Genomic DNA, 19,379 nt, shown 5'->3' on the forward strand with positions numbered 1-19,379 from the left:
GGGAAACTCCCCGTCGGGAAACAGCAAGAAGAAGACACGACCTGATGCACATTCTCGCCAGCCAGACGCGCAGAATTGACGACGGCGGTGACGCTGTCGATCTGGGGCAGGCACCGGCCGACATCCTGTTCCTGTCTGCAGCCGACACGGAATTGGGCAGTTTTTCTGCCGCACATTCTGCGCTGGGGACCGACTGCGCGAGTCTGAGACTGGCCAACCTCATGGCGTTGTCGCATCCCTATTCGGTGGACCTTTATGCGGAACAGACCGTGCGAGGGTCCAGGTTGGTCATCCTGCGCATTCTGGGCGGCATTGAATACTGGCGATACGGGATCGAGCGCTTCGAAGAGGAAGTTCGGGCGTATGGCCTCGATCTCATTGTTGTCCCGGGCGACGACAAATGGGACGAGGCGCTGACGGCAAGGTCGACACGGACGAAGGAGGAAGTGCACCGTTTCTGGCGATACTGCGTTGAAGGCGGTGCGGGAAACTATGCCAACGCGCTGCGTTTTGCTGCCTCTCTGCTCGGCTCGGGGGACGAGCCTGCGCAACCGGTACCGCTACCCCGTGCAGGGATCTATCAGAAAGGCCAACCGGCAGCCGACCTGGATACGTTAAAGGCCACCTGGACAGAAAAATCCAGACCGGTCGCAGCAATCACCTTCTATCGGGCACTGGTCCAGGGCGCGCAGACAGCACCTGTCGATTCGCTGATCGAGGTGCTCGATCAGGCCGGCATCAACGCCTTGCCGATCTTTGTTTCCAGTTTGAAGGAAGCGGAATCCGTTGCGATCCTGGAAAGCCTCTTCGCCGGAGCGAAGCCGGACGTCGTCCTGAACGGCACGGCGTTTGCGGTCTCCAAGGCAGGAAGAACACATCAGCCGACCCCCCTGGACAGGATCAACAAGCCGGTATTGCAGGTGGTGTTCTCCTCGTCTTCGAAGGAGGGCTGGGAGGAGAGTGATCAGGGCCTGTCGATCCGCGATCTGGCGATGCATGTGGTTCTGCCCGAAATCGACGGCCGTATTCTGTCCCGCGCGGTCTCCTTCAAGGAAGAAGGCGTTTTTGATGAAGCCACCCAGTCAACTCCCGTTCGCTTCACGCCGGTGCCGGACCGGATCGGATTCGTATCGGACCTGACGGCCAACTGGGCAAGGCTCGGAAAAATCCCGGAAAGCGAAAAAAAGACAGCCCTGATCCTGGCGAATTATCCGAACAAGGATGGCCGTCTCGCCAATGGTGTCGGCCTCGATACTCCGGCTTCCTGTGTGTCACTGCTGGCTGCAATGCGCGCAGCGGGATATGACACCGGCAACGCTCCGGAAAGCTCTGCCGGTCTGCTGGACATTCTTGCATCCGGCGTCACCAATGCGTTGCCCGGGCGAAGGGAACGCGTGTGTTTCGAGGAACTTTCCCTTGTCGACTACCAGCGTTCATACAGCAGGTTGCCGGACAAGCTGAAAACAGCCGTGACCGGTCGTTGGGGAGCTCCGGAGGAGGACCCGCACCTCGTCGACGGGAAATTCAGATTGGCACTTCATCGCTTCGGCAATCAGGTCGTCGGTATCCAGCCCGCACGCGGTTACAATATCGACCCGAAGGAAACCTATCACGATCCGGATCTTGTTCCACCGCACCACTATTTCGCTTTTTACATCTGGCTGCGACAGAGTTTCAGCGTCGATGCGATAGTTCATCTCGGCAAGCATGGCAATCTGGAATGGTTGCCGGGAAAAGCACTTGCCCTGTCGGAGAATTGCTATCCGGAAGCTGTGCTCGGACCTGTTCCCAATATCTATCCCTTTATCGTAAACGATCCGGGCGAGGGCGCGCAGGCAAAGCGGAGAACCTCCGCTGTCATTGTCGATCACCTTACGCCGCCGTTGACGCGGGCCGAAAGTCACGGTGTGGCAGAAGAGCTGGAAACGCTACTGGATGAGTATTATCTCGCCAGCGGCGTCGACCCGAGGCGTCTGAAAGCACTGACCCGCGACATTCTCGATGCGGCCACACGTCATGGTCTCGACCTGGACATTGGCATTGACGACACGATGGATGAGGACACACGCCTTGCTCGACTCGACGCGCATCTTTGCGACCTGAAGGAACTCCAGATCCGGGATGGACTGCACATTCTTGGCCAAAGTCCCGTTTGCGATCAGCTTACCGATCTTCTTGCTGCACTCGCCCGCGTGCCACGCGGCAAGGATGCCCATCAGGACAGCTTGCAGCGTGCTGTCGCGCGTGATCTGTCCTTGCACGGTTTTGACCCGCTCGATTGTGACTTTTCAGACACCTGGACAGGGGCGAAACCCGACATTCTCAAGGATGTCTCCAGCGCACCCTGGCGCTCCAACGGAGACACGGTCGAACGGATCGAGCTGTTGTGCCGTGACCTGATCGCAGGCAGTGTGATCGCGAAAGAAGCATGGCCGGAAACAAGGGCAGTCCTGGGCGATATCGAAGGGTCACTTCGACCCTCGGTGATGACGTCGGGACCAGCTGAAACGAACGCCGTATTGACAGCGCTGAGCGGAGGTTTTGTCGAACCCGGCCCGTCCGGCGCGCCATCGCGCGGGCGCCCTGACGTCCTGCCTACAGGCAGAAACTTTTATTCTGTCGACGTTCGTGCCGTCCCGACTGAAACCGCATGGCGGCTAGGCAGGCAATCGGCGGATCTTGTAGCTGAACGCTTTTTCCAGGAGGAAGGCGAGTGGCCGCAATCACTGGTCCTGACCTGCTGGGGCACTGCCAACATGCGCACGGGTGGCGACGATATCGCCCAGGCGATGGCGCTTATCGGCGCGCAGCCGGTTTGGGAACATGGATCTGGCAGGGTGACCGGATTTGAAATCCTGAAACTTTCGGACCTCGGGCGACCGCGTATCGACGTCACTTTAAGGGTATCCGGGTTTTTCCGTGACGCGTTTCCCCACCAGATGGACCTGTTCGACAGCGCAGCACGGGCTGTCGGAGCTCTTGAAGAACCCGCTGACGCGAATCCTGTTGCGGCTCGGATGCGGTCTGAAAGAAGAAGATTGGAGACGGAAGGCCTGAGCGCCGACGAGGCAGCGATACGCGCCGGGTACCGTGTCTTCGGATCAAAACCGGGTGCATACGGAGCCGGGCTCCAGGCCCTTGTCGATGAAGGGATCTGGCAGGAGAAAAAAGACTTTGCCGATACTTTCCTGACCTGGGGCGGATACGCCTATGGCGGGGGCGCATTGGGCGAAGGAGCGCGCAATGAACTGGAAACCCGTCTGGCCTCTGTCGATGCCGTTCTGCACAATCAGGACAATCGTGAACATGACCTTCTCGACAGCGACGACTATTACCAGTTTGAGGGTGGACTTGCCGCGACGGTTGAAACGCTGAAAGGCGATGCTCCAAAGGTCTATCACAATGATCATTCACGCCCGGAACGTCCGGTCGTGCGCTCTCTCTCCGAAGAAATCGGCCGGGTCGTGCGCGGACGCGCCGCCAATCCGAAATGGATTAGGGGCGTCATGCGCCATGGTTACAAGGGCGCATTCGAGATGGTCGCAACGCTTGACTATCTTTTTGCATTTTCCGCAACGACCCGGGCCGTCAAAGACCATCATTTCGACCAGCTTTATGCAGCCTATATAGAAGCCGAAGAGGTTCGCGATTTTCTGAATGACGTCAATCCGGCCGGATATGCCGAAATGCTCGCCCGGTTTCAGGAGGCAATTGACCGAGATCTCTGGACGCCAAGGCGCAATTCGACCCATTCTGCGCTGAAGGACTTGAAATCAACACTCGAAGGGAACCCTGCGCCGTGACAGCTGATAACGAAAAGCCGGAACTGACCGAAGAAGAACTGAACGCCCGTCACGCCGAAAAGATGCGCAAGAAAAAGGCGGCGCGCGACAAGATCATGGCGACCAAGACCATCGAAAAGGGGCTGCTGATCGTTCATACGGGCAAGGGAAAGGGCAAATCCACTGCCGGCTTCGGAATGGTGTTCCGTTCTCTCGGTCACGGTCACAAGGTAGGCGTTGTCCAGTTTGTCAAGGGACGGATCGAGACGGGTGAGCGCATGGCCCTGGACCGGTTTTCGGACCTTGTGACCATAAAACGTATGGGTGAAGGATTTACCTGGGAAACGCAGGACCGGCAGCGGGATATTGAAGCCGCCGAACAGGCCTGGGAAGCTGCCAAGGAGATGATCCTGTCCGGCGATTACCGCCTGATCTTGTGTGACGAACTCAATATCGTCTTGCGCTACGACTACATTGATATCGCCGACGTGGTCGACTTCCTGAAAAACGAAAAGCCTGACGATGTCCATGTTGTCATCACGGGCCGCAATGCAAAGGACGAACTGATCGAGATCGCCGATCTCGTCACTGACATGACCCAGGTGAAACACCCGTTCCGGTCCGGCGTGAAACCACAGGAAGGCATCGAATTTTAAGGGAACGCAAATGGACTTGTCTTGGTTCGAGATACGTCCTGCCGAAAGACCTGAAGCAGGCGAAATGGCGGCATTGTTGCGTCGATCCATTTCTGAACTATGCACCGCAGATCACGGCAACGATGCCTTGCGCCTCGAATCCTGGCTCAGGAACAAGACAGAAGAAACGGTGCTCCGCTGGATTGATGGTCCAGGACATATCCTCGTCGCGTGGGCCTGCAAATCTCCGCGACGACTGCTCGGCGTTGGAATGGGAATGCCGACAGGTGAGGTTGTTTTGAACTATGTCCTCCCAGAGGCTCGCTTTTGCGGTGTGAGCAAAGCACTCATGAACGCGATCGAAACTCGGTTTGCCGAGCAAGGCATCGCGAAGGCTCGTCTGAGAAGCACCTGCACCGCCGAAAGGTTCTATCGCTCCATCGGCTATGTACTGATTGATCACCCTTGTGACCCGGGTGACCGTGCGTCGGCCGTTTTTGAGAAAGACCTCGCACCATGACAACGATGTTCGATCATGCTCTTCGATCTGCATCGCCTGACCATCCCGCGCTGGTTCGAAAATATGAACTCTACCGGACAATCGTGGAATTTCTGGCCGCACTGACCTTCATTGTCGGAAGTGTCCTCTTCTTCTTCCCGGTACTTGTTTATGCAGGAACCTGGCTGTTTCTTATCGGGTCGATTCTGTTCGCAGTTCGGCCAACCATATGGTTGATGCTTGAACCTCGCCTTGCCATTCTGCCGGTACCGGCCGAATTTCGGCCATATGGTGTTGCGCAACTCAACAAAGTCACAAGCGCATGAACAAATCCGGTTCTGGCGGCAGCACGGCCGCCGTCATGATCCAGGGCACCGGCTCGAATGTCGGCAAGAGCCTGATCGTTGCCGGCCTTTGCCGTCTCTTTTCGAACCGTGGCCTTGCCGTGCGTCCGTTCAAGCCGCAAAACATGTCCAACAATGCTGCGGTGACGGCCGACGGCGGCGAAATCGGACGGGCCCAGGCGCTGCAGGCGATGGGGTGCCGGGTACCTTTGTCCGTTCACATGAATCCCGTTCTCCTGAAACCGGAAACGGATACTGGCGCACAGGTTATTGTTCAGGGCAAGCGCTTCGGAACCATGAGGGCGCGTGAATACGGAAGGCAGAAAGAGACGCTTTTACCGAAAGTTCTGGAGAGTTTTTCAAAAACAGAATTAGAATCGGATCTGGTCATTGTGGAAGGAGCTGGAAGTCCGGCAGAGATCAATCTGCGTGCCGGCGACATCGCCAATATGGGGTTCGCCGAAGCTGCAGACTTGCCGGTCGTACTGTGTGCGGACATTGACAGAGGCGGTGTGATCGCCTCAGTCGTCGGAACCCATGCGGTTCTCGAAGCACAGGAACGGGATCGCATCAAGGCCTACTTCATCAATCGATTCCGGGGGGATCCAAGCCTCTTCGAAGATGGTATGCGCGAAATTTCCAGCAGAACACACTGGCAGGGCCTGGGGGTTGTTCCCTGGTTCGCTGACGCAGGAAAATTGCCGGCGGAAGACGCCCTCGGCCTTGAGGATGGATTTGGCAGCGGAGGTCTTAAGATCGTCGTGCCGGTCATTTCCAGAATTGCCAATTTCGACGATCTCGACCCGCTGCGCCTTGAACCAGGTGTCACGTTAGAGCTGGTTCAACCTGGAGATCCCTTGCCGGGAGATGCGGATATCGTCCTCTTGCCGGGTTCCAAGTCGACGATCGGGGACCTTGAATTCTTCCGCAAGCAAGGTTGGGACATTGACTTGAAGGCGCATCACCGCAGAGGCGGACATATTCTGGGTGTGTGTGGTGGCTACCAGATGCTCGGCAAGACCATTGCCGATCCGGGTGGTATTGAAGGCTCTCCGGGACTGGTTGAAGGACTTGGCTACCTGAACGTTGAAACTGTGCTGACGCCTGAGAAATCAACCGTATATGCGGAAGGCGAGCACATCGGCAGCGGTGCCGGTTTTTCGGGGTATGAAATCCACATAGGCCGCACATCGGGTCCCGACTGCGAACGGCCGATGATGCGTTTGAGGGATGGCCATACCGACGGTGCAATTTCTGAAGAAGGTCTTGTCTCGGGCACGTATGTCCATGGTCTCTTTACCAGCGATAGTTTCCGGTCTGCCTATCTCCGATCCCTCGGAGCCTCTTCAACTCTTGCCTACGACAAGAGCATCGACCGCATCCTGGATGATCTGGCGGCGCACCTGGAGATTGTGCTGGACACCGAAGCGTTTCTCAAAATCGCCAAAGCTCGATAAACTCAAGGGAACTCGCAGCGATGACACCTTCGCTCTATGAAATCCCGGTGGATACCGCCGGGAGATTTTTCATCATGCCCAAGCCCTCCGGTGAATGGCTCGATAACGACTTAAAGAAACTGAAATTGATGGGTATTGACCACATCGTCTCGATGTTGACACCAGAGGAGGCAGATAGTCTTTCGCTTGCGAACGAAGGTGAGGTTTGTGAGCGCAACGGAATCAACTTCACCAATGTTCCGGTTGTTGATCGGGACATACCGGAGACTGCAGCGGCAAAGGAACTTGCGCTATCCATAATAGCTGAATTGCACGCAGGATCGAGTGTCGTGGTTCATTGCCGGGCAGGCATCGGCAGGTCTGGTCTTGTAGCCTGTTGCGTCTTGATAGGTCTCGGAACTCTTGCGGAAGATGCCTTGGCAAAGGTGTCGGCGGCCCGCGGTGTCCAGGTACCGGACACAGAAGAACAAAGGAAATTCATTCTGGAATTCTCATGAAACAAGATTCGACAAAATTTCTTTGTGTTGTTCTGCGGTAGTCAATGGAGAGACTTATGATTATAAAGATGGCGTTGGTTTTAGTTCGCTTGTTTACGATATATTATTTCATGAGTATTCTTTATTATGTTCCAGCCATGATTTTGAATGTTACTTCTGATGCGTCTATTAGTATGCATTCCCTGTCTGTCATGTGGCAATTTCTGATTTGTTTTTTGTTGTACTTCTTTCCGCGCGTTGTTTTGATTGGCCTCCGCTTTCCAAAAGGTGAGACTGACGCCGGAGACGCCTGCAATGCCAGGATTTTTCAGTCTGCAGGTGTTGCGTTGATCGGTTTGGGATTCGCAATGTACGGGTTACAGGGCCTGGTGAATATCCAGTTCCTTCAATGGATGACTTCAGAATACAATTTAGGAGGCAGTGTCCTGTCACCTCACGAAATTGCATCCTTTTGGACTTCAGTGTTCGAGGTCGTCGGTGGTATTTTATTGATTGCGGCTTCCAGCGGAATCTCCGGCCTCATCACCTGGTTGCGCGAACTGAGACCGGCTGTCGATGCGGAGCGGGAAGAAAAATTGGACAACTAAGCTGCGACTGCAGCGAGCAATCCGATTGTCAGACCCTGTATGACGCACGCCCCGATCATGACCATCCCGGCACGATCAATGTCGTTTGCCGTTGCTTCCTTTCGCCCCGCTTCGTTGAGATAGGGATCATCTACCGTTTGTCCTGGATAAACACGTGGCCCGGCCAGGGCTATGTCGAGCGCGCCGGCCATGGCAGCCTCCGGCCAACCGGCATTGGGAGATCTGTGCTTGCCGGCATCCCTGATGATGCAGGTCAGGCTCTTGCGAGGAGAGCCGTATGCCAACGGAGCTGACAGGGCGATGAAGAGGCCTGAAAGGCGCGAAGCGGGCAGGTTGATCAGATCATCGAACCTTGCCGACGCCCAGCCGAATTCGCGATAGGTCTCGTTCTTGTGTCCGATCATGCTGTCAGCGGTGTTGACGGCCTTGTAGGCAAGTAAACCCGGCAGGCCAAACAGGGCGCACCAGAATACAGGGGCGACCACGCCGTCGGAAAAGTTCTCTGAGCAGGATTCGATTGCCGCCCGGGAAACGCCTGCCTCGTCGAGCTGGTTCGGATCCCGCCCGACAATCATGGCAACAGCCTTGCGCCCGCCTTCAAGCCCGGATTGTTCCAGCCCGTCCCGAACAGCAGCCACATGTCGGTAAAGACTGTTCTGGGCAAGAAAAACTGTCGTGACGATAACGATCAGGATGTCGCCAAACGGGATTTGACCCGAAATGCTTTCCAGAGCCGAGCCAAGACCGAGACCGCCGAACACGAGCAGCAGCAGGGTCATCAGACCGCCCGCCTTGCGTTGTCCTGCCGTCATGGTCGGGCGATTGAGGCTGTCATCTAAAATCGAGATGATCCTGCCGATTCCTACAACCGGATGCGGCAGACGGCGCCAGATCCAGTCAGGGTCGCCGATGAGGGCGTCAAGCAGGAGCGCTGCAAGCAATAGCCAAAGTGCATTGTCGTAAATCAGCATATCGCGTCGCTACAGCAATTCCGTGAAAAGGGGAACCCGGAATTCCCTCGGCGTTTGCTGCCAGCAAATAGTCAAAGTTCTTCGCGGGCCTCCGCCAGGGCGTTTGTGAGACGCTGCAGGTTTTCCGCACCGCCCGGCAAACCAAGTCGGATCCAGGTTGGCGCGTAGTCGAATATCCGTGTCCAGATATGTCGCCGTGCCAACGCCTCGTGAAGGCCCTTGGCGTCGCGTAAACCCGCCAGGGCATAAAGCGGCGTACCACCGAAAACGCTCAACTGCTGTTCAGATACCGCGATTGTAAGATCGGCCATTTCGTCAACAAGCCGGCGAACAGTTGCTTCCTGCCATTCCGTATCCCGCAAGGCCCTCGCGCCGATCTCGAGCGCCGGACCGCTTACGCTCCAGCTCTCCAGGAGTCCGGACAGTTTCTCGACGATCAACTGCGGACCGGCCAGGAACCCGAGCCTTAGCCCGGCCAGCCCGAAGAACTTGCCGAACGACCTGAGAACGACGACGTTCTCGTCACGCAGATGTGGCAGGATGCTTGCGCCCGGAATTACATCCGCAAAGGCCTCGTCAACCACGAGATAACCACCGCGTTCAGTGAGGGTTCCTGCAATTTCCAAAAGACTTTTCACATCAACCAGCTGACCATCCGGGTTGTTCGGATTGACAAGAATGACAATCTTCGCGTCAGCGGGCAGGGCATAGACGCTGGAGAGTTCCATTGGCATCCGGCCATCGCGTTGCCAGACGGCCTTGTGGCTCGGATAGGTTGGTGAGGCGAGGGCCGCCGGTCCCTCTGGCAGGATGGACGGCAAGAGCGACAACAGGATTTGTGTGCCGGGCGCGGCCGCAAGGCCAAGATGTGCGGGCACCTGATAGGCACGGCGTGCCGCTGAAATCAACTGTTCCTCTGCAACACGGGACGGAAGCGATGTCCATGTCCCGAAAGACAGTTCCTTTGGTACAGGATAGTGATGCGGATTGATGCCCGTGGAAAGGTCAAGCCAGTCGACTGCACTCCCGCCGAAACGTTCGATCGCCAGCGACAAATCACCACCGTGTTTCACGAAATCATCCTTCGAAAAATCCTGGGATCGCCAGAAAGCTGTCCAGCGCCCCGTCTTGTTACCAATCGCCGATAGAATTATCCGATTTGCAATGATCGGTCAGCGCGTGAAACGACACATACCTTGTCAGAAACGCAAATTGACAGGGAGAATCCGGACCTGATAAGAACAAAAAGAGAACAAAAAATGGAGTTGAAGATGGCTGCTGAGCGCCGGACCCGAGGTCCAAGGGAATTTGATCGTGATGATGTACTGGACGCACTTTCGCACGCGAGAAAGTCACTGATCGAGGCACAGCGCGCAATGCGTCCCAAGTCCGGGCTTGCGAGATCCGCCGACGCAGTTATTTCGGAAATTGACGAATTTGCCTTTGTACTGACAGGTGAGCGAACACACTTTCACGCAGCCGCCCACGGCTCACCCCACAGAAAGCCGGATGGCGCCGGTTAAACAGGTCTTACAATCCGGACAGGGTCTCGCTCATCAGGTGGTCGACGATCCTGTTGAACGCGTCCTTGGGAAGGAGGCCGTCATCGGCAATCACCCCGGCAAGCTTCAGCTGCTTGTCCGCTGAGGTGCCTTCTGCCGCAATGGTCCGGATATGTTCCAATTCGCTTTCACAGCCGAAATGGATTGCATCTGGCCTGACGAGTTCGATCAGTTCCTCTGCCAGGTCGACGAACGGTGCTGTTTCGTTGCGGCCAAAGTCGATCAGGCCGGCCGAAGTTCCATGCCGTTGCGCCTGCCACCGGTTTTCCGCAAGGAGAAACCTTGAATACGGCCGCCAGCTCTGGTTCGCGCGGCGAAGGCGGTACAGCATGCGGCAAAGGCACCTGTAGAGTGCGGCAATTGCCACAGCGTCATCGAGCTTCGGGCAAACGTCCGTTATGCGCAGTTCGAGCGTGGGAAACCGATCGGACGGGCGAAGGTCCCACCAGATCTTCGTTGCATCCTCCAGAGCGCCTGCATTGCTGAGGATGTCGACGATATGCCGGTATTCGTGATGGCTTTCGAAACGTGGTGGCAATCCGGTTCTCGGCATCTCGTTGAAAACCGCGAGCCGATAGGATTTCAACCCGGTGTTGCGGCCTCGCCAGAACGGGGACGATGTGCTCAGAGCCAGGAGGTGCGGGAGGAAATAGGCAAGCTGATTGAAGAGATCGATCCGCAATTCTTCGTCTTCGATCCCGACGTGAACGTGCATGCCGCAAATCAGCATGCGTCTGGCAACAACCTGCATGGTGCGCGCAATCTGGTTGTATCGTTCCTTGTCCGTATGCGGTTGGTCCGTCCACTCGGCAAAAGGGTGTGTCGAGGCGGCGATCGGTGCAAGGTTGTGATCCGAAGATTCCTTGGCAACTGTCTTGCGGAAGTAGGCAAGCTCCGCTCGCACTTCGCCGAGTGTCATGCAGACCGGAGTTCCAACCTCGATCTGGCATCGCAGGAATTCCGGACTGACCCGTCCTTCAAGGGCGCTTTCGCAGGCCGAAAACAGCTCCTCTGGCGGGGAACTCGCCAATTTTCGGCTGGTCTTGTCGACGAGCAGATATTCTTCTTCGACGCCGACACTGAAACTGGGTTCCTTCATGGGGAAAGCATCCGCAGTTTTGAAGGCTCAAGTCAAGAGCCGGTAATGCCCTGCACGCGCCGACGCCAAAATCAATACCGGTTCAATTTACCAGATGTTCCCGGCTCCTGGCGTGTAGGAAGCGCTGATCACGGCGTTCGCCTGCAGGGTGTCGCATTCCAGAACGCCCGAATGTTTGGCGAGCGGTGCATTGGTCTCGGTCATGGCGGCAATGACCTTGACTTTGCTCCCGGCCGAGATCTCGACGGTATCCATGCCCTGGATCAGGACACTTTTGGAGGCGCTGATGATCACGTCCTGATTCTGCAACGTGATGACGCTTTCCAGATCGCCAATCCGGGCTTCAAGATCGTTGATTCGCTGGCGCAACGTTTCCACCAGAGCTTCGGTATTGTTGTTTTCCGAAACGATCTGCGGTGATTTGCGCGGGCGGGGCGGTTCGACCCGCTTCATTGTCGACGTCGTGACCACGCGCGCCTGCTTGGCCGTGTGCGGTACGGTTCCACCTGGTGTCTTCATTTGAATTCCCCCTGTCTGTTTGAACACGTAAAACGCTATCATGACGCAAGGGAAAGAGGTAGCGTGCAGCAATCAGAGCTCACGCGCTGCATGCGTTAGATCGAATTTTCCGGAGAATTTGGAGGCCCCGACCGGAATCGAACCGGTGTACACGGATTTGCAATCCGCTGCGTCACCACTCCGCCACAGGGCCACCGAGGTGGTGTGCCGCGCCTTATCAAACAGTTGCGCGATTTGGTCAAGCCCTGAAATCGAACCGGTTGGAATTTCCACCGATGCCGCATCAAGACCAGCAAAGGCGCTGGATTTGGTCGAAACTCACGCTGGCATTCGCGGGTTCGATGGACTGCCCTGGGCCTCGTCGGGAGAATCCCGGTGTCAGGGCGCAGATCACTCCGGGAAGTCTGCTTTTGGCCATGTCCGGAACCCGGGAAGGAACACGACGGGTCTTGGCGAGATATGCACTTTTTCCTTGCTGTGCGGCCGCCTTTTGCCGAGAACGAACTTGACGGATACTTGTCAGGCGGCATCTGTCTCGCTAAGGAACGTTCTCAAGAGGCGCCGGGTGTCCGGCGAGGCAAAGTGAGGGCCGAAATGACGGACTACAGTCAGTCCCGCCGCAAGATGGTGGACAACCAGTTGCGCACCAACGATGTAACCGATCATCGGATCCTTGATGCGATGGAGGCCATCCCCCGTGAACGGTTCGTACCGGCGTCGAAAAAGGCGATTGCCTACATAGATGAAGACCTTCCGGTTGGTCCGGCTGATTGCGGGCGGGTCCTGATGAAACCGCATATTTTCGGCAAGCTGGTTCAACTTGCTGAAATCCGCGAAGATCACGTTGTTCTGGTCGTTGGCGCCGGGGCCGGTTACAGCGCCGCGGTCCTCTCGAATTTGGCTGCGTCGATCGTCGCCCTTGAGGAAAACGAGGATCTGGTCAAATCAGCGACCGATGTTCTTGTAGATCTCGGCATCGAGAATGCCGTTGTTGTCGATGGTCCGCTCGTCAAGGGATATGCATCGGAAGGCCCTTATGATGTGATATTCGTCGACGGTGCAGTGGAGACATTGCCAAGTGTTCTGACAGACCAGTTGAAGCCGCTCGGGCGTCTGGTGGTTGTTGAAGGGCAGGGTGGAGCCGGCGTAGCGCGCCTTTATCAGAAGTCGGGAGAAGCAGTGAGCAGTCGATTCGGCTTCAATGCCGCGGCCGGCCTGTTGCCCGGCTTTGCTGCTGCGGAAGAATTTGTTTTTTAACCAATTGGCCATACTTTGAAAAAGAGACCTGAGTGGGGACGCGGGTTTCTGGAGTTGAGAGAGCGGTTTATCGGAAGTTCGAACTTGTTGCCTTAAAGCCGCACTAACAGAATTTCCGATTTTCTCGCTCGCAAACGGTTGAAGAATAAAACCCTTCAGTTTACTCAACAGACTCAAGTGTTGTGATCCGGAAGGAGCGTTGGGTGATTTGTCGTTCGACAATTAAGGCAGCAACTGTCGGCTTTGCGCTGATGGGTGGGGTTGCTGCCGTTTCGTTGATTGGATCTGCAGTAACTCCTGCAAGAGCCGAAACGATCCGCGAAGCGCTTGCCCTGGCCTATACCAATAACCCGTCATTGAATGCTGCGCGGGCTGCGTTGCGCGGCACCGATGAAGGGGTTCCACAGGCGCTATCAGGATGGCGGCCGACTGTAACGGCCGGAGCGAGCATCGGTCGTACCTGGGCAGATGCCAATTCCGGCAACCTGTCGAACGTCCAGAACAATGCATCCATTTCACTGTCGATCAGTCAGACATTGTTCGCCGGATTCAGAACGGTCAACTCTGTGCGACAAGCCGAGTCGATTGTTCTTGCTCAGCGTGAAAGTCTGATTTCCTCCGAACAGGATACACTCCTATCTGCCGCATCGGCATATGTCGGAGTGATTCGGGATACTGCTCTGGTGTCCTTGCAGCGCAGCGATCTTGAGTTTCTTCAAGAGCAGGTGCGCGCTGCACGGGACAGGTTCGACGTAGGTGAAGGCACGAGAACGGATGTCAGCCAGGCTGAGGCGCGTGCAGCCGAAGCACAGGCGAGTCTCAATTCCGCGCTCGCCAATCTGAATTCGAGCCGTGCGGTTTACCGGCAGGTGATCGGAATCGAGGCGCGCAACCTTTCAGCCGACGCTGGAATTGCGAAATTCGTTCCCAAGTCACTGGACAGTGCGCTTGCTGTCAGTGCCGAGGAACAACCCCTTATTCGTCAGGCTCAGCATCAGGTCGACGCAGCGATCTACAGTGTAAAGACCGCAGAAGGTGCATTTCTGCCGACAGTTTCAATGAGCGGCAGTGTTTCCAGAAGCATTAATCCGAGCAGTTTTTTCGCGGAAAATCAGGACTCGGTTTCAATAACTGGAAATGTGAGCATTCCGATCTATCAGGCAGGCAGCGCATCTTCGGCTGTACGTCAATCCAAGGAAGCACTTGGTCAGACGCGCCTTCAGCTGGACGTAACCCGGGATCAGATCAGGGCGAACGTGATTTCGGCATGGGGGAATTACCAGGCGGCGGAAGCTTCGATTATTGCGGCACAGGCAGCCGTCGAGGCTCAGAAACTTGCGCTGGAAGGCGTCATAGAAGAGCAGAGAGTTGGCCAGCGGACGACACTCGATGTGCTCGATGCGCAGCGTGAACTGGTGACGCAGCAATCGAACCTGGTGAGCGCTCAGAGCAACAGGATTGTCAGCGGGTACCAGCTTGTTGCGGCGGTAGGCAAGTTGGATGCGCGCGGACTCGGCCTCCGGGTCAAGATTTATGAGCCGACACAGCACTACGAGGCGGTTCGCGGCAAATGGTTCGGACTCAGGACGCCCGACGGCCGCTGATAGAACAGATATTTTTGAATCTTTCGGACGGCTGTAACTTAGGTTGCAGCCGTTTTTGGTTCTGATACGCGCCCTCAAGGTTTCGCTGTTTGGCTTTGGATATTCAATGTGACTCCCGTTCACCAAGTCGATGACTGACTTATGAGGGGATAAGGCAATGGTATCTGATGCGTTTGCTTTGCGGCATAGGTGTTGACCCGCATACTTTCCATTAACGAATCATTCGGGAAAATCTGAATGGTGCGCGGCGCGATCGATTTGCACAGGGGTAGCCATGTCAGAGGCTAAAAAGGCTGAAGAGCCGTCGATGGAGGAGATCCTCGCATCGATCCGCAAAATAATTTCGGACGAAGATACCCAAGGCGCTGAAAATGGTGAGGCTGACGCGGTCGAAGAAGCTGAAACACCGGTAGAAGAAGCGGTTGAAGATATGGGCGATGCCTCTGAAATGTCGCAGGACGACCTCGACAAGCTGTTTGATATGGATAGCAGCGGCGGCGGTGACTCGTCCGATGACGATGCGGATGATATGGCAGCCGCAATGGAGGCCGATGCCGCCGAAGAAGAAAACGACGATGATGTTCTGGAACTGACCGAAGAGCTTGCCGTTTCCGAAGACAGTGAAATGGACATGGTCGAAGGTCTGGCGGATGAATTTGACAGCCCTGGCGGTGACCTTTCATTCGCCGAGCAGCCAGAACCAGAATTCGAGGCAACTCCGGAACCGATTCCAGCCTCATCGATTGACACAACACCAGTGCCGGACGAACTGCCGGACGTTGCCGGCGATGCTCCGTTGACGTCCGACAACACCGGCGAAGCCGTCCACGCCGCTTTCGATAATCTGTCGAACATGTTTGTCGGTTCACAAGCCCAGACGGTCGAAGAGCTGGTCAAGGAGATGCTGCGTCCCATGCTGAAGGCCTGGCTTGACCAGAACCTGCCTGGAATGGTGGAACAGATGGTTCAAAAAGAAATTCAACGGGTTACGCGTCGTCGCTAGACTTGTTTTTCTTCAAACTGGCCGCACCCGTCAGGCGACAGTGCCTGAAGTTGTTTTCGGCGATTGAAGTGCAGAATTCTTGCCATTGGCAACCGGAACATGCAGCCCTCAGAGTCCCTTTTCGAAAGCGTGACCTCAGTTTGGAAATCCGCTCCGGCGACAGGTGGAGAATGTGACCGGCCCTGACATCCTCGCCTATCACAGGAACGATTTGTGAAAGCGCGTGTGCGTCGCGACCAAGCACGTTTTCATTGTGACAGTGGCAGTCAGCTTCCGACAACATGGGTTGGCAGATGTCGTCCGGCCCGTTGACGATCTTGATGGCTTCACCTGAATTTATCCGTTCAACTATCTTGTTGTAGTTGACGACGAATTGCGGCGTATAGCCTTTGCCGAGATATGTCAGCATGCAGAGAAGATGGTGTGGCCGGATTGAAATCGTCATGCCGGGCTTATGACAGTAAATGCGAGTGAGCCCAAGTCCCACGTTTGATCGGACGGAAAATCGGCGCGATGGCTGACGTATCGCATCCTGGTAGAGTGTTAACCGGTTGACTTGCGGGGGCGCATCCGATTTACACGGGGGCTCACGAATTTCGAAATACATCTCCCTTTGAGTGACACTGATGCTGGATAAGACCTACGACGCGGCCAGCGTTGAGCCGCGGATTTACGAAAACTGGGAAAAGGCCGAGGCCTTTAAGGCCGGAGCGGGTGCCAAGAGTGGCGCACCTGCCTTCTCCATCGTAATTCCGCCACCCAATGTGACGGGTTCCCTTCACATGGGGCACGCACTCAACAACACGCTTCAGGATATTCTGGTGCGTTGGAAGCGCATGCAGGGATTTGACGTTCTCTGGCAACCTGGCACCGATCACGCCGGTATTGCGACCCAAATGGTTGTCGAGCGTGAGCTGATGGAAACTCAACAACCTGGTCGGCGCGACATGGGGCGCGAGGCCTTCGTCGAGCGGGTCTGGGAACAAAAGCGCAAGTCGGAAGGCACGATCCTCGGGCAGCTCAAGCGCCTCGGGGCATCCTGCGACTGGAGCCGGACGGAATTCACCATGTCGCCGAACCTTTCGGCGGCGGTCTTGAAGGTGTTCGTTGACCTTTACAACGAAGGCCTGATCTACAGATCCAAGCGACTGGTCAACTGGGATCCCAAGTTTGAAACTGCGATTTCCGATCTCGAAGTCGAGAACATCGAAACCGACGGTCATATGTGGCACTTCAAGTATCCGTTGGCAGGTGGCGAGACATACGAGTATGTCGAAAAGGACGAGGACGGGAATGTCACTCTTCGGGAAACCCGAGACTATATCTCCATTGCCACGACGCGTCCGGAAACGATGCTCGGCGATGGGGCGGTTGCGGTTCATCCTCGCGATGAGCGTTACAAGCCAATCCTGGGCAAGTTGTGCGAAATTCCGGTAGGCCCGAAAGAGCACCGTCGGTTGATCCCGATCATCACGGATGATTATCCGGATCCGGATTTCGGCTCCGGTGCGGTTAAGATTACGGGCGCACACGATTTCAACGACTATGGCGTCGCGTTGAGAAACAAGATCCCGATGTACCGCCTTATGGATACAAAGGGTGCCATGCGCGCAGACGGCGCACCCTATGTTGAAGAGGCGTCAAAAGCGCAGGCCATCATTGATGGCGCCGAGATGACAATCAACGAAGTTGACCTCATCAATATCGTTCCGGAGGAGCTGCGCGGCCTCGATCGCTTTGAGGCGCGCAAGCGCGTCATTGAACAGATCACCGCAGAGGGGCTGGCGGTGACGGTTCCTGCCGAACATCCGGAGGTCGCCTGGATGAAAGGGCAGGCACCGGATTGGCATCCTCTCGGACGCGCAATCGTTCGTCCGCTTGAGGAAGACCAGACCGGGCCGGAGCGACTGCCTCTCGTCGAGTCGAAAAAGATAATGCAGCCCTTCGGCGACCGCTCCAAGGTTGTTATCGAGCCGATGCTGACGGATCAGTGGTTTGTCGATGCAAAGAAGCTGACGGAGCCTGCCTTGGAGGCAGTCAGAAACGGTGAGACGAAACTGATCCCTGGAAACGCCGACAAGATCTACAACAACTGGTTGGAAGACATTCAACCCTGGTGCATTTCGCGCCAGTTGTGGTGGGGACACCAGATTCCGGTCTGGTACGATGAAGACGGCAACGAATACTGCGCCCAGACGGAAGAGCAGGCTGTTGCTCTCTCCGGAGGGAAGGCATTGACGCGAGATGAAGATGTCCTGGACACCTGGTTCTCCTCCGCGCTTTGGCCGTTCTCCACACTGGGCTGGCCGCACAAGACTCCTGAACTTGAACGCTACTACAAGACGGATGTACTGGTCACGGGCCTCGACATCATCTTCTTCTGGGTCGCGCGAATGATGATGCAGGGCATCCACTTCATGGGGGAAGTGCCGTTCCACACGGTCTATTTCAATTCGATCGTTGTTGATGGCAAGGGCAAGAAAATGTCCAAATCCACAGGCAACGTCATCGATCCGCTCGATCTGATTGACCGTTTCGGGGCAGACGCCACGCGCTTCGCGCTGGCCAGCCAGGAGGTTCAGGCGCGCCGGATGTTGCGGATGTCCGATCAGGCGGCGGAAGGGGGGCAACGCTTTGCCACCAAATTGTGGAACGCGGCGCGTTTTGCCGAGATGAACGGGTGCGCGCGTGTTGAGGGATTCGATCCGGCTGCGACCAAACACACGTTGAACCGTTGGATCGCAACAGAAATGGGGCGTTGTACGGCTGAAGTAACCGTTGCGCTTGAAGATTATCGCTTCAACGACGCAGCCGGAGCCGTCTACCGGTTCACCTGGAACACGTTTTGCGACTGGTTTCTCGAACTCGCCAAGCCTGTCTTCAACGGTGATGACGAGGCAGCCAAAGCCGAAACGCGGGCGACTGCTGCCTGGGCTATTGATGAGATTTTGAAGGTTCTACACCCCTTCATGCCGTTCCTGACGGAAGAGTTGTGGGAACGTCTTGGTGATGAAGGGGCGAGCGCAGACGGTCTTATCATGCTGACGGCCTGGCCGGTAGAGTGTGTTTCAGACGCGGCGGCAGCCGACGAGATCAACTGGCTGGTAAAACTGATTTCTGAAATCCGGTCGGTCCGGGCCGAGATGAATGTCCCGGCAGCGGCAAAGGTTGCGATTGTCATCAACGGAGCGAACGACAAGACAATATCCCGATTGAAAACCCACGAGTCGGCCATCCTCCGTTTGGCGCGTGCGGAAAGTGTGCAGCTTGCCGACGCAGCACCTTCCGGGTCTGCGCAGATCATCGTTGGAGAGACGACGGTCTGCCTTCCGCTGGCAGGTGTCATTGATCTGGGAGCGGAAAAAGCACGGCTTGAAAAGGAAGTCGGCAAGCTGGATGGCGAGATCTCAAAAATAGAGAAGAAGCTTTCCAATCCGAAATTCGTCGAGAAAGCGCCTGAAGAGGTTGTCAACGGTGAACGCGAAAAGATCGCCGACTCTCGAGAAAAACGCGCAAAAGTGCAGGTCGCGCTGAACAGGTTGGTGGAAATAGGCTAAGTCGTG

At 56.2% G+C, this 19,379-nt stretch carries 17 protein-coding genes and 1 tRNA gene; 12 read left to right on the forward strand and 6 right to left on the reverse strand.

Features of this window, described 5'->3' with window-relative positions:
- The first annotated feature begins 44 nt into the window (after positions 1-44).
- The 7 genes from cobN to ACO6TI_RS20160 all read left to right on the forward strand — a co-directional run bounded on the left by cobN (position 45) and on the right by ACO6TI_RS20160 (position 7,801).
- Positions 45-3,803, forward strand: a complete 3,759-nt coding sequence (gene cobN / locus ACO6TI_RS20130; RefSeq protein ID WP_422383197.1) for a cobaltochelatase subunit CobN — start codon at positions 45-47, stop codon at positions 3,801-3,803.
- Positions 3,800-4,438 carry a cob(I)yrinic acid a,c-diamide adenosyltransferase gene (gene cobO / locus ACO6TI_RS20135; protein ID WP_104701630.1) on the forward strand — a complete coding sequence of 213 codons (639 nt, stop codon included), beginning with the start codon at positions 3,800-3,802 and terminating at the stop codon, positions 4,436-4,438. Before cobN ends, cobO begins: the two co-directional genes overlap by 4 nt.
- Before the next feature lie 10 nt (positions 4,439-4,448).
- Positions 4,449-4,937: a GNAT family N-acetyltransferase gene (locus tag ACO6TI_RS20140; RefSeq protein WP_422383198.1), complete on the forward strand. Its 489-nt coding sequence runs from the start codon at positions 4,449-4,451 to the stop codon at positions 4,935-4,937.
- On the forward strand, positions 4,934-5,242 hold the full coding sequence (locus ACO6TI_RS20145) for a YrhK family protein (RefSeq protein ID WP_422383199.1): 309 nt from the start codon (positions 4,934-4,936) through the stop codon (positions 5,240-5,242). Before ACO6TI_RS20140 ends, ACO6TI_RS20145 begins: the two co-directional genes overlap by 4 nt.
- Positions 5,239-6,717, forward strand: a complete 1,479-nt coding sequence (locus ACO6TI_RS20150; RefSeq protein WP_422383200.1) for a cobyric acid synthase — start codon at positions 5,239-5,241, stop codon at positions 6,715-6,717. Before ACO6TI_RS20145 ends, ACO6TI_RS20150 begins: the two co-directional genes overlap by 4 nt.
- A 74-nt stretch (positions 6,718-6,791) precedes the next feature.
- Positions 6,792-7,214 carry a protein-tyrosine phosphatase family protein gene (locus ACO6TI_RS20155; protein WP_422383201.1) on the forward strand — a complete coding sequence of 141 codons (423 nt, stop codon included), beginning with the start codon at positions 6,792-6,794 and terminating at the stop codon, positions 7,212-7,214.
- Between the two features lie 56 nt (positions 7,215-7,270).
- Entirely contained in the window at positions 7,271-7,801 is a 531-nt protein-coding gene (locus ACO6TI_RS20160) for a hypothetical protein (RefSeq protein ID WP_422383202.1), read from the forward strand.
- Here the strand turns inward: ACO6TI_RS20160 and cbiB are convergent.
- Together cbiB and cobD are read right to left on the reverse strand one after the other, a co-directional pair.
- Positions 7,798-8,772, reverse strand: a complete 975-nt coding sequence (cbiB, locus tag ACO6TI_RS20165) for an adenosylcobinamide-phosphate synthase CbiB (protein ID WP_422383203.1) — start codon at positions 8,770-8,772, stop codon at positions 7,798-7,800. The genes ACO6TI_RS20160 and cbiB overlap by 4 nt on opposite strands.
- Before the next feature lie 71 nt (positions 8,773-8,843).
- Complete coding sequence (gene cobD, locus ACO6TI_RS20170) at positions 8,844-9,845, reverse strand: threonine-phosphate decarboxylase CobD (RefSeq protein ID WP_422383204.1); 1,002 nt, start codon at positions 9,843-9,845, stop codon at positions 8,844-8,846.
- 198 nt (positions 9,846-10,043) lie between these two features.
- Here cobD and ACO6TI_RS20175 point away from each other — a divergent pair, with 198 nt between their 5' ends.
- Positions 10,044-10,295, forward strand: a complete 252-nt coding sequence (locus ACO6TI_RS20175; protein WP_055391484.1) for a hypothetical protein — start codon at positions 10,044-10,046, stop codon at positions 10,293-10,295.
- Between the two features lie 7 nt (positions 10,296-10,302).
- Here ACO6TI_RS20175 and ACO6TI_RS20180 read toward each other — a convergent pair whose 3' ends face one another.
- The 3 genes from ACO6TI_RS20180 to ACO6TI_RS20190 all read right to left on the reverse strand — a co-directional run bounded on the left by ACO6TI_RS20180 (position 10,303) and on the right by ACO6TI_RS20190 (position 12,145).
- Positions 10,303-11,433, reverse strand: coding sequence for a carboxylate-amine ligase (locus ACO6TI_RS20180; protein ID WP_055391461.1), 1,131 nt, complete (start codon positions 11,431-11,433; stop codon positions 10,303-10,305).
- Positions 11,434-11,520: 87 nt separating this feature from the next.
- The gene (locus ACO6TI_RS20185; RefSeq protein ID WP_422383205.1) at positions 11,521-11,952 is read right to left on the reverse strand and encodes a hypothetical protein; all 432 of its coding nucleotides are present in this window, start codon (positions 11,950-11,952) and stop codon (positions 11,521-11,523) included.
- Between the two features lie 119 nt (positions 11,953-12,071).
- Positions 12,072-12,145: transfer RNA gene (locus ACO6TI_RS20190), tRNA-Cys, on the reverse strand.
- A gap of 401 nt (positions 12,146-12,546) precedes the next feature.
- Here ACO6TI_RS20190 and ACO6TI_RS20195 point away from each other — a divergent pair.
- The 3 genes from ACO6TI_RS20195 to ACO6TI_RS20205 all read left to right on the forward strand — a co-directional run bounded on the left by ACO6TI_RS20195 (position 12,547) and on the right by ACO6TI_RS20205 (position 15,816).
- Positions 12,547-13,209 carry a protein-L-isoaspartate O-methyltransferase family protein gene (locus ACO6TI_RS20195; RefSeq protein ID WP_029065575.1) on the forward strand — a complete coding sequence of 221 codons (663 nt, stop codon included), beginning with the start codon at positions 12,547-12,549 and terminating at the stop codon, positions 13,207-13,209.
- Positions 13,210-13,412: 203 nt separating this feature from the next.
- Positions 13,413-14,813 carry a TolC family outer membrane protein gene (locus ACO6TI_RS20200; protein ID WP_306362376.1) on the forward strand — a complete coding sequence of 467 codons (1,401 nt, stop codon included), beginning with the start codon at positions 13,413-13,415 and terminating at the stop codon, positions 14,811-14,813.
- Positions 14,814-15,087: 274 nt separating this feature from the next.
- Positions 15,088-15,816, forward strand: a complete 729-nt coding sequence (locus tag ACO6TI_RS20205) for a PopZ family protein (RefSeq protein ID WP_104701636.1) — start codon at positions 15,088-15,090, stop codon at positions 15,814-15,816.
- Here ACO6TI_RS20205 and ACO6TI_RS20210 read toward each other — a convergent pair.
- Positions 15,800-16,261, reverse strand: a complete 462-nt coding sequence (locus tag ACO6TI_RS20210; protein ID WP_209012299.1) for a DUF1284 domain-containing protein — start codon at positions 16,259-16,261, stop codon at positions 15,800-15,802. The genes ACO6TI_RS20205 and ACO6TI_RS20210 overlap by 17 nt on opposite strands.
- A gap of 181 nt (positions 16,262-16,442) precedes the next feature.
- Between ACO6TI_RS20210 and ACO6TI_RS20215 the strand changes: the two genes are divergently transcribed.
- Positions 16,443-19,373 (forward strand): valine--tRNA ligase, encoded by a 2,931-nt coding sequence (locus tag ACO6TI_RS20215; protein WP_422383206.1) that lies wholly within the window; start codon positions 16,443-16,445, stop codon positions 19,371-19,373.
- Positions 19,374-19,379: the final 6 nt, after the last annotated feature.

Source organism: Roseibium album (assembly GCF_965233825.1).
Taxonomy (GTDB): Bacteria; Pseudomonadota; Alphaproteobacteria; order Rhizobiales; family Stappiaceae; genus Roseibium; species Roseibium album.

Bases quoted from the DNA above. Each gene is read 5' to 3' on its own strand.
- cobN (WP_422383197.1), top strand. From the start codon at position 45: ATGCACATTCTCGCCAGCCAGACGCGCAGAATTGACGACGGCGGTGAC.
- ACO6TI_RS20140 (WP_422383198.1), top strand. From the start codon at position 4,449: ATGGACTTGTCTTGGTTCGAGATACGTCCTGCCGAAAGACCTGAAGCA.
- ACO6TI_RS20145 (WP_422383199.1), top strand. From the start codon at position 4,934: ATGACAACGATGTTCGATCATGCTCTTCGATCTGCATCGCCTGACCAT.
- ACO6TI_RS20150 (WP_422383200.1), top strand. From the start codon at position 5,239: ATGAACAAATCCGGTTCTGGCGGCAGCACGGCCGCCGTCATGATCCAG.
- ACO6TI_RS20155 (WP_422383201.1), top strand. From the start codon at position 6,792: ATGCCCAAGCCCTCCGGTGAATGGCTCGATAACGACTTAAAGAAACTG.
- ACO6TI_RS20160 (WP_422383202.1), top strand. From the start codon at position 7,271: ATGATTATAAAGATGGCGTTGGTTTTAGTTCGCTTGTTTACGATATAT.
- cbiB (WP_422383203.1), bottom strand. From the start codon at position 8,772: ATGCTGATTTACGACAATGCACTTTGGCTATTGCTTGCAGCGCTCCTG.
- ACO6TI_RS20175 (WP_055391484.1), top strand. From the start codon at position 10,044: ATGGCTGCTGAGCGCCGGACCCGAGGTCCAAGGGAATTTGATCGTGAT.
- ACO6TI_RS20180 (WP_055391461.1), bottom strand. From the start codon at position 11,433: ATGAAGGAACCCAGTTTCAGTGTCGGCGTCGAAGAAGAATATCTGCTC.
- ACO6TI_RS20185 (WP_422383205.1), bottom strand. From the start codon at position 11,952: ATGAAGACACCAGGTGGAACCGTACCGCACACGGCCAAGCAGGCGCGC.
- ACO6TI_RS20195 (WP_029065575.1), top strand. From the start codon at position 12,547: ATGACGGACTACAGTCAGTCCCGCCGCAAGATGGTGGACAACCAGTTG.
- ACO6TI_RS20205 (WP_104701636.1), top strand. From the start codon at position 15,088: ATGTCAGAGGCTAAAAAGGCTGAAGAGCCGTCGATGGAGGAGATCCTC.
- ACO6TI_RS20210 (WP_209012299.1), bottom strand. From the start codon at position 16,261: ATGACGATTTCAATCCGGCCACACCATCTTCTCTGCATGCTGACATAT.
- ACO6TI_RS20215 (WP_422383206.1), top strand. From the start codon at position 16,443: ATGCTGGATAAGACCTACGACGCGGCCAGCGTTGAGCCGCGGATTTAC.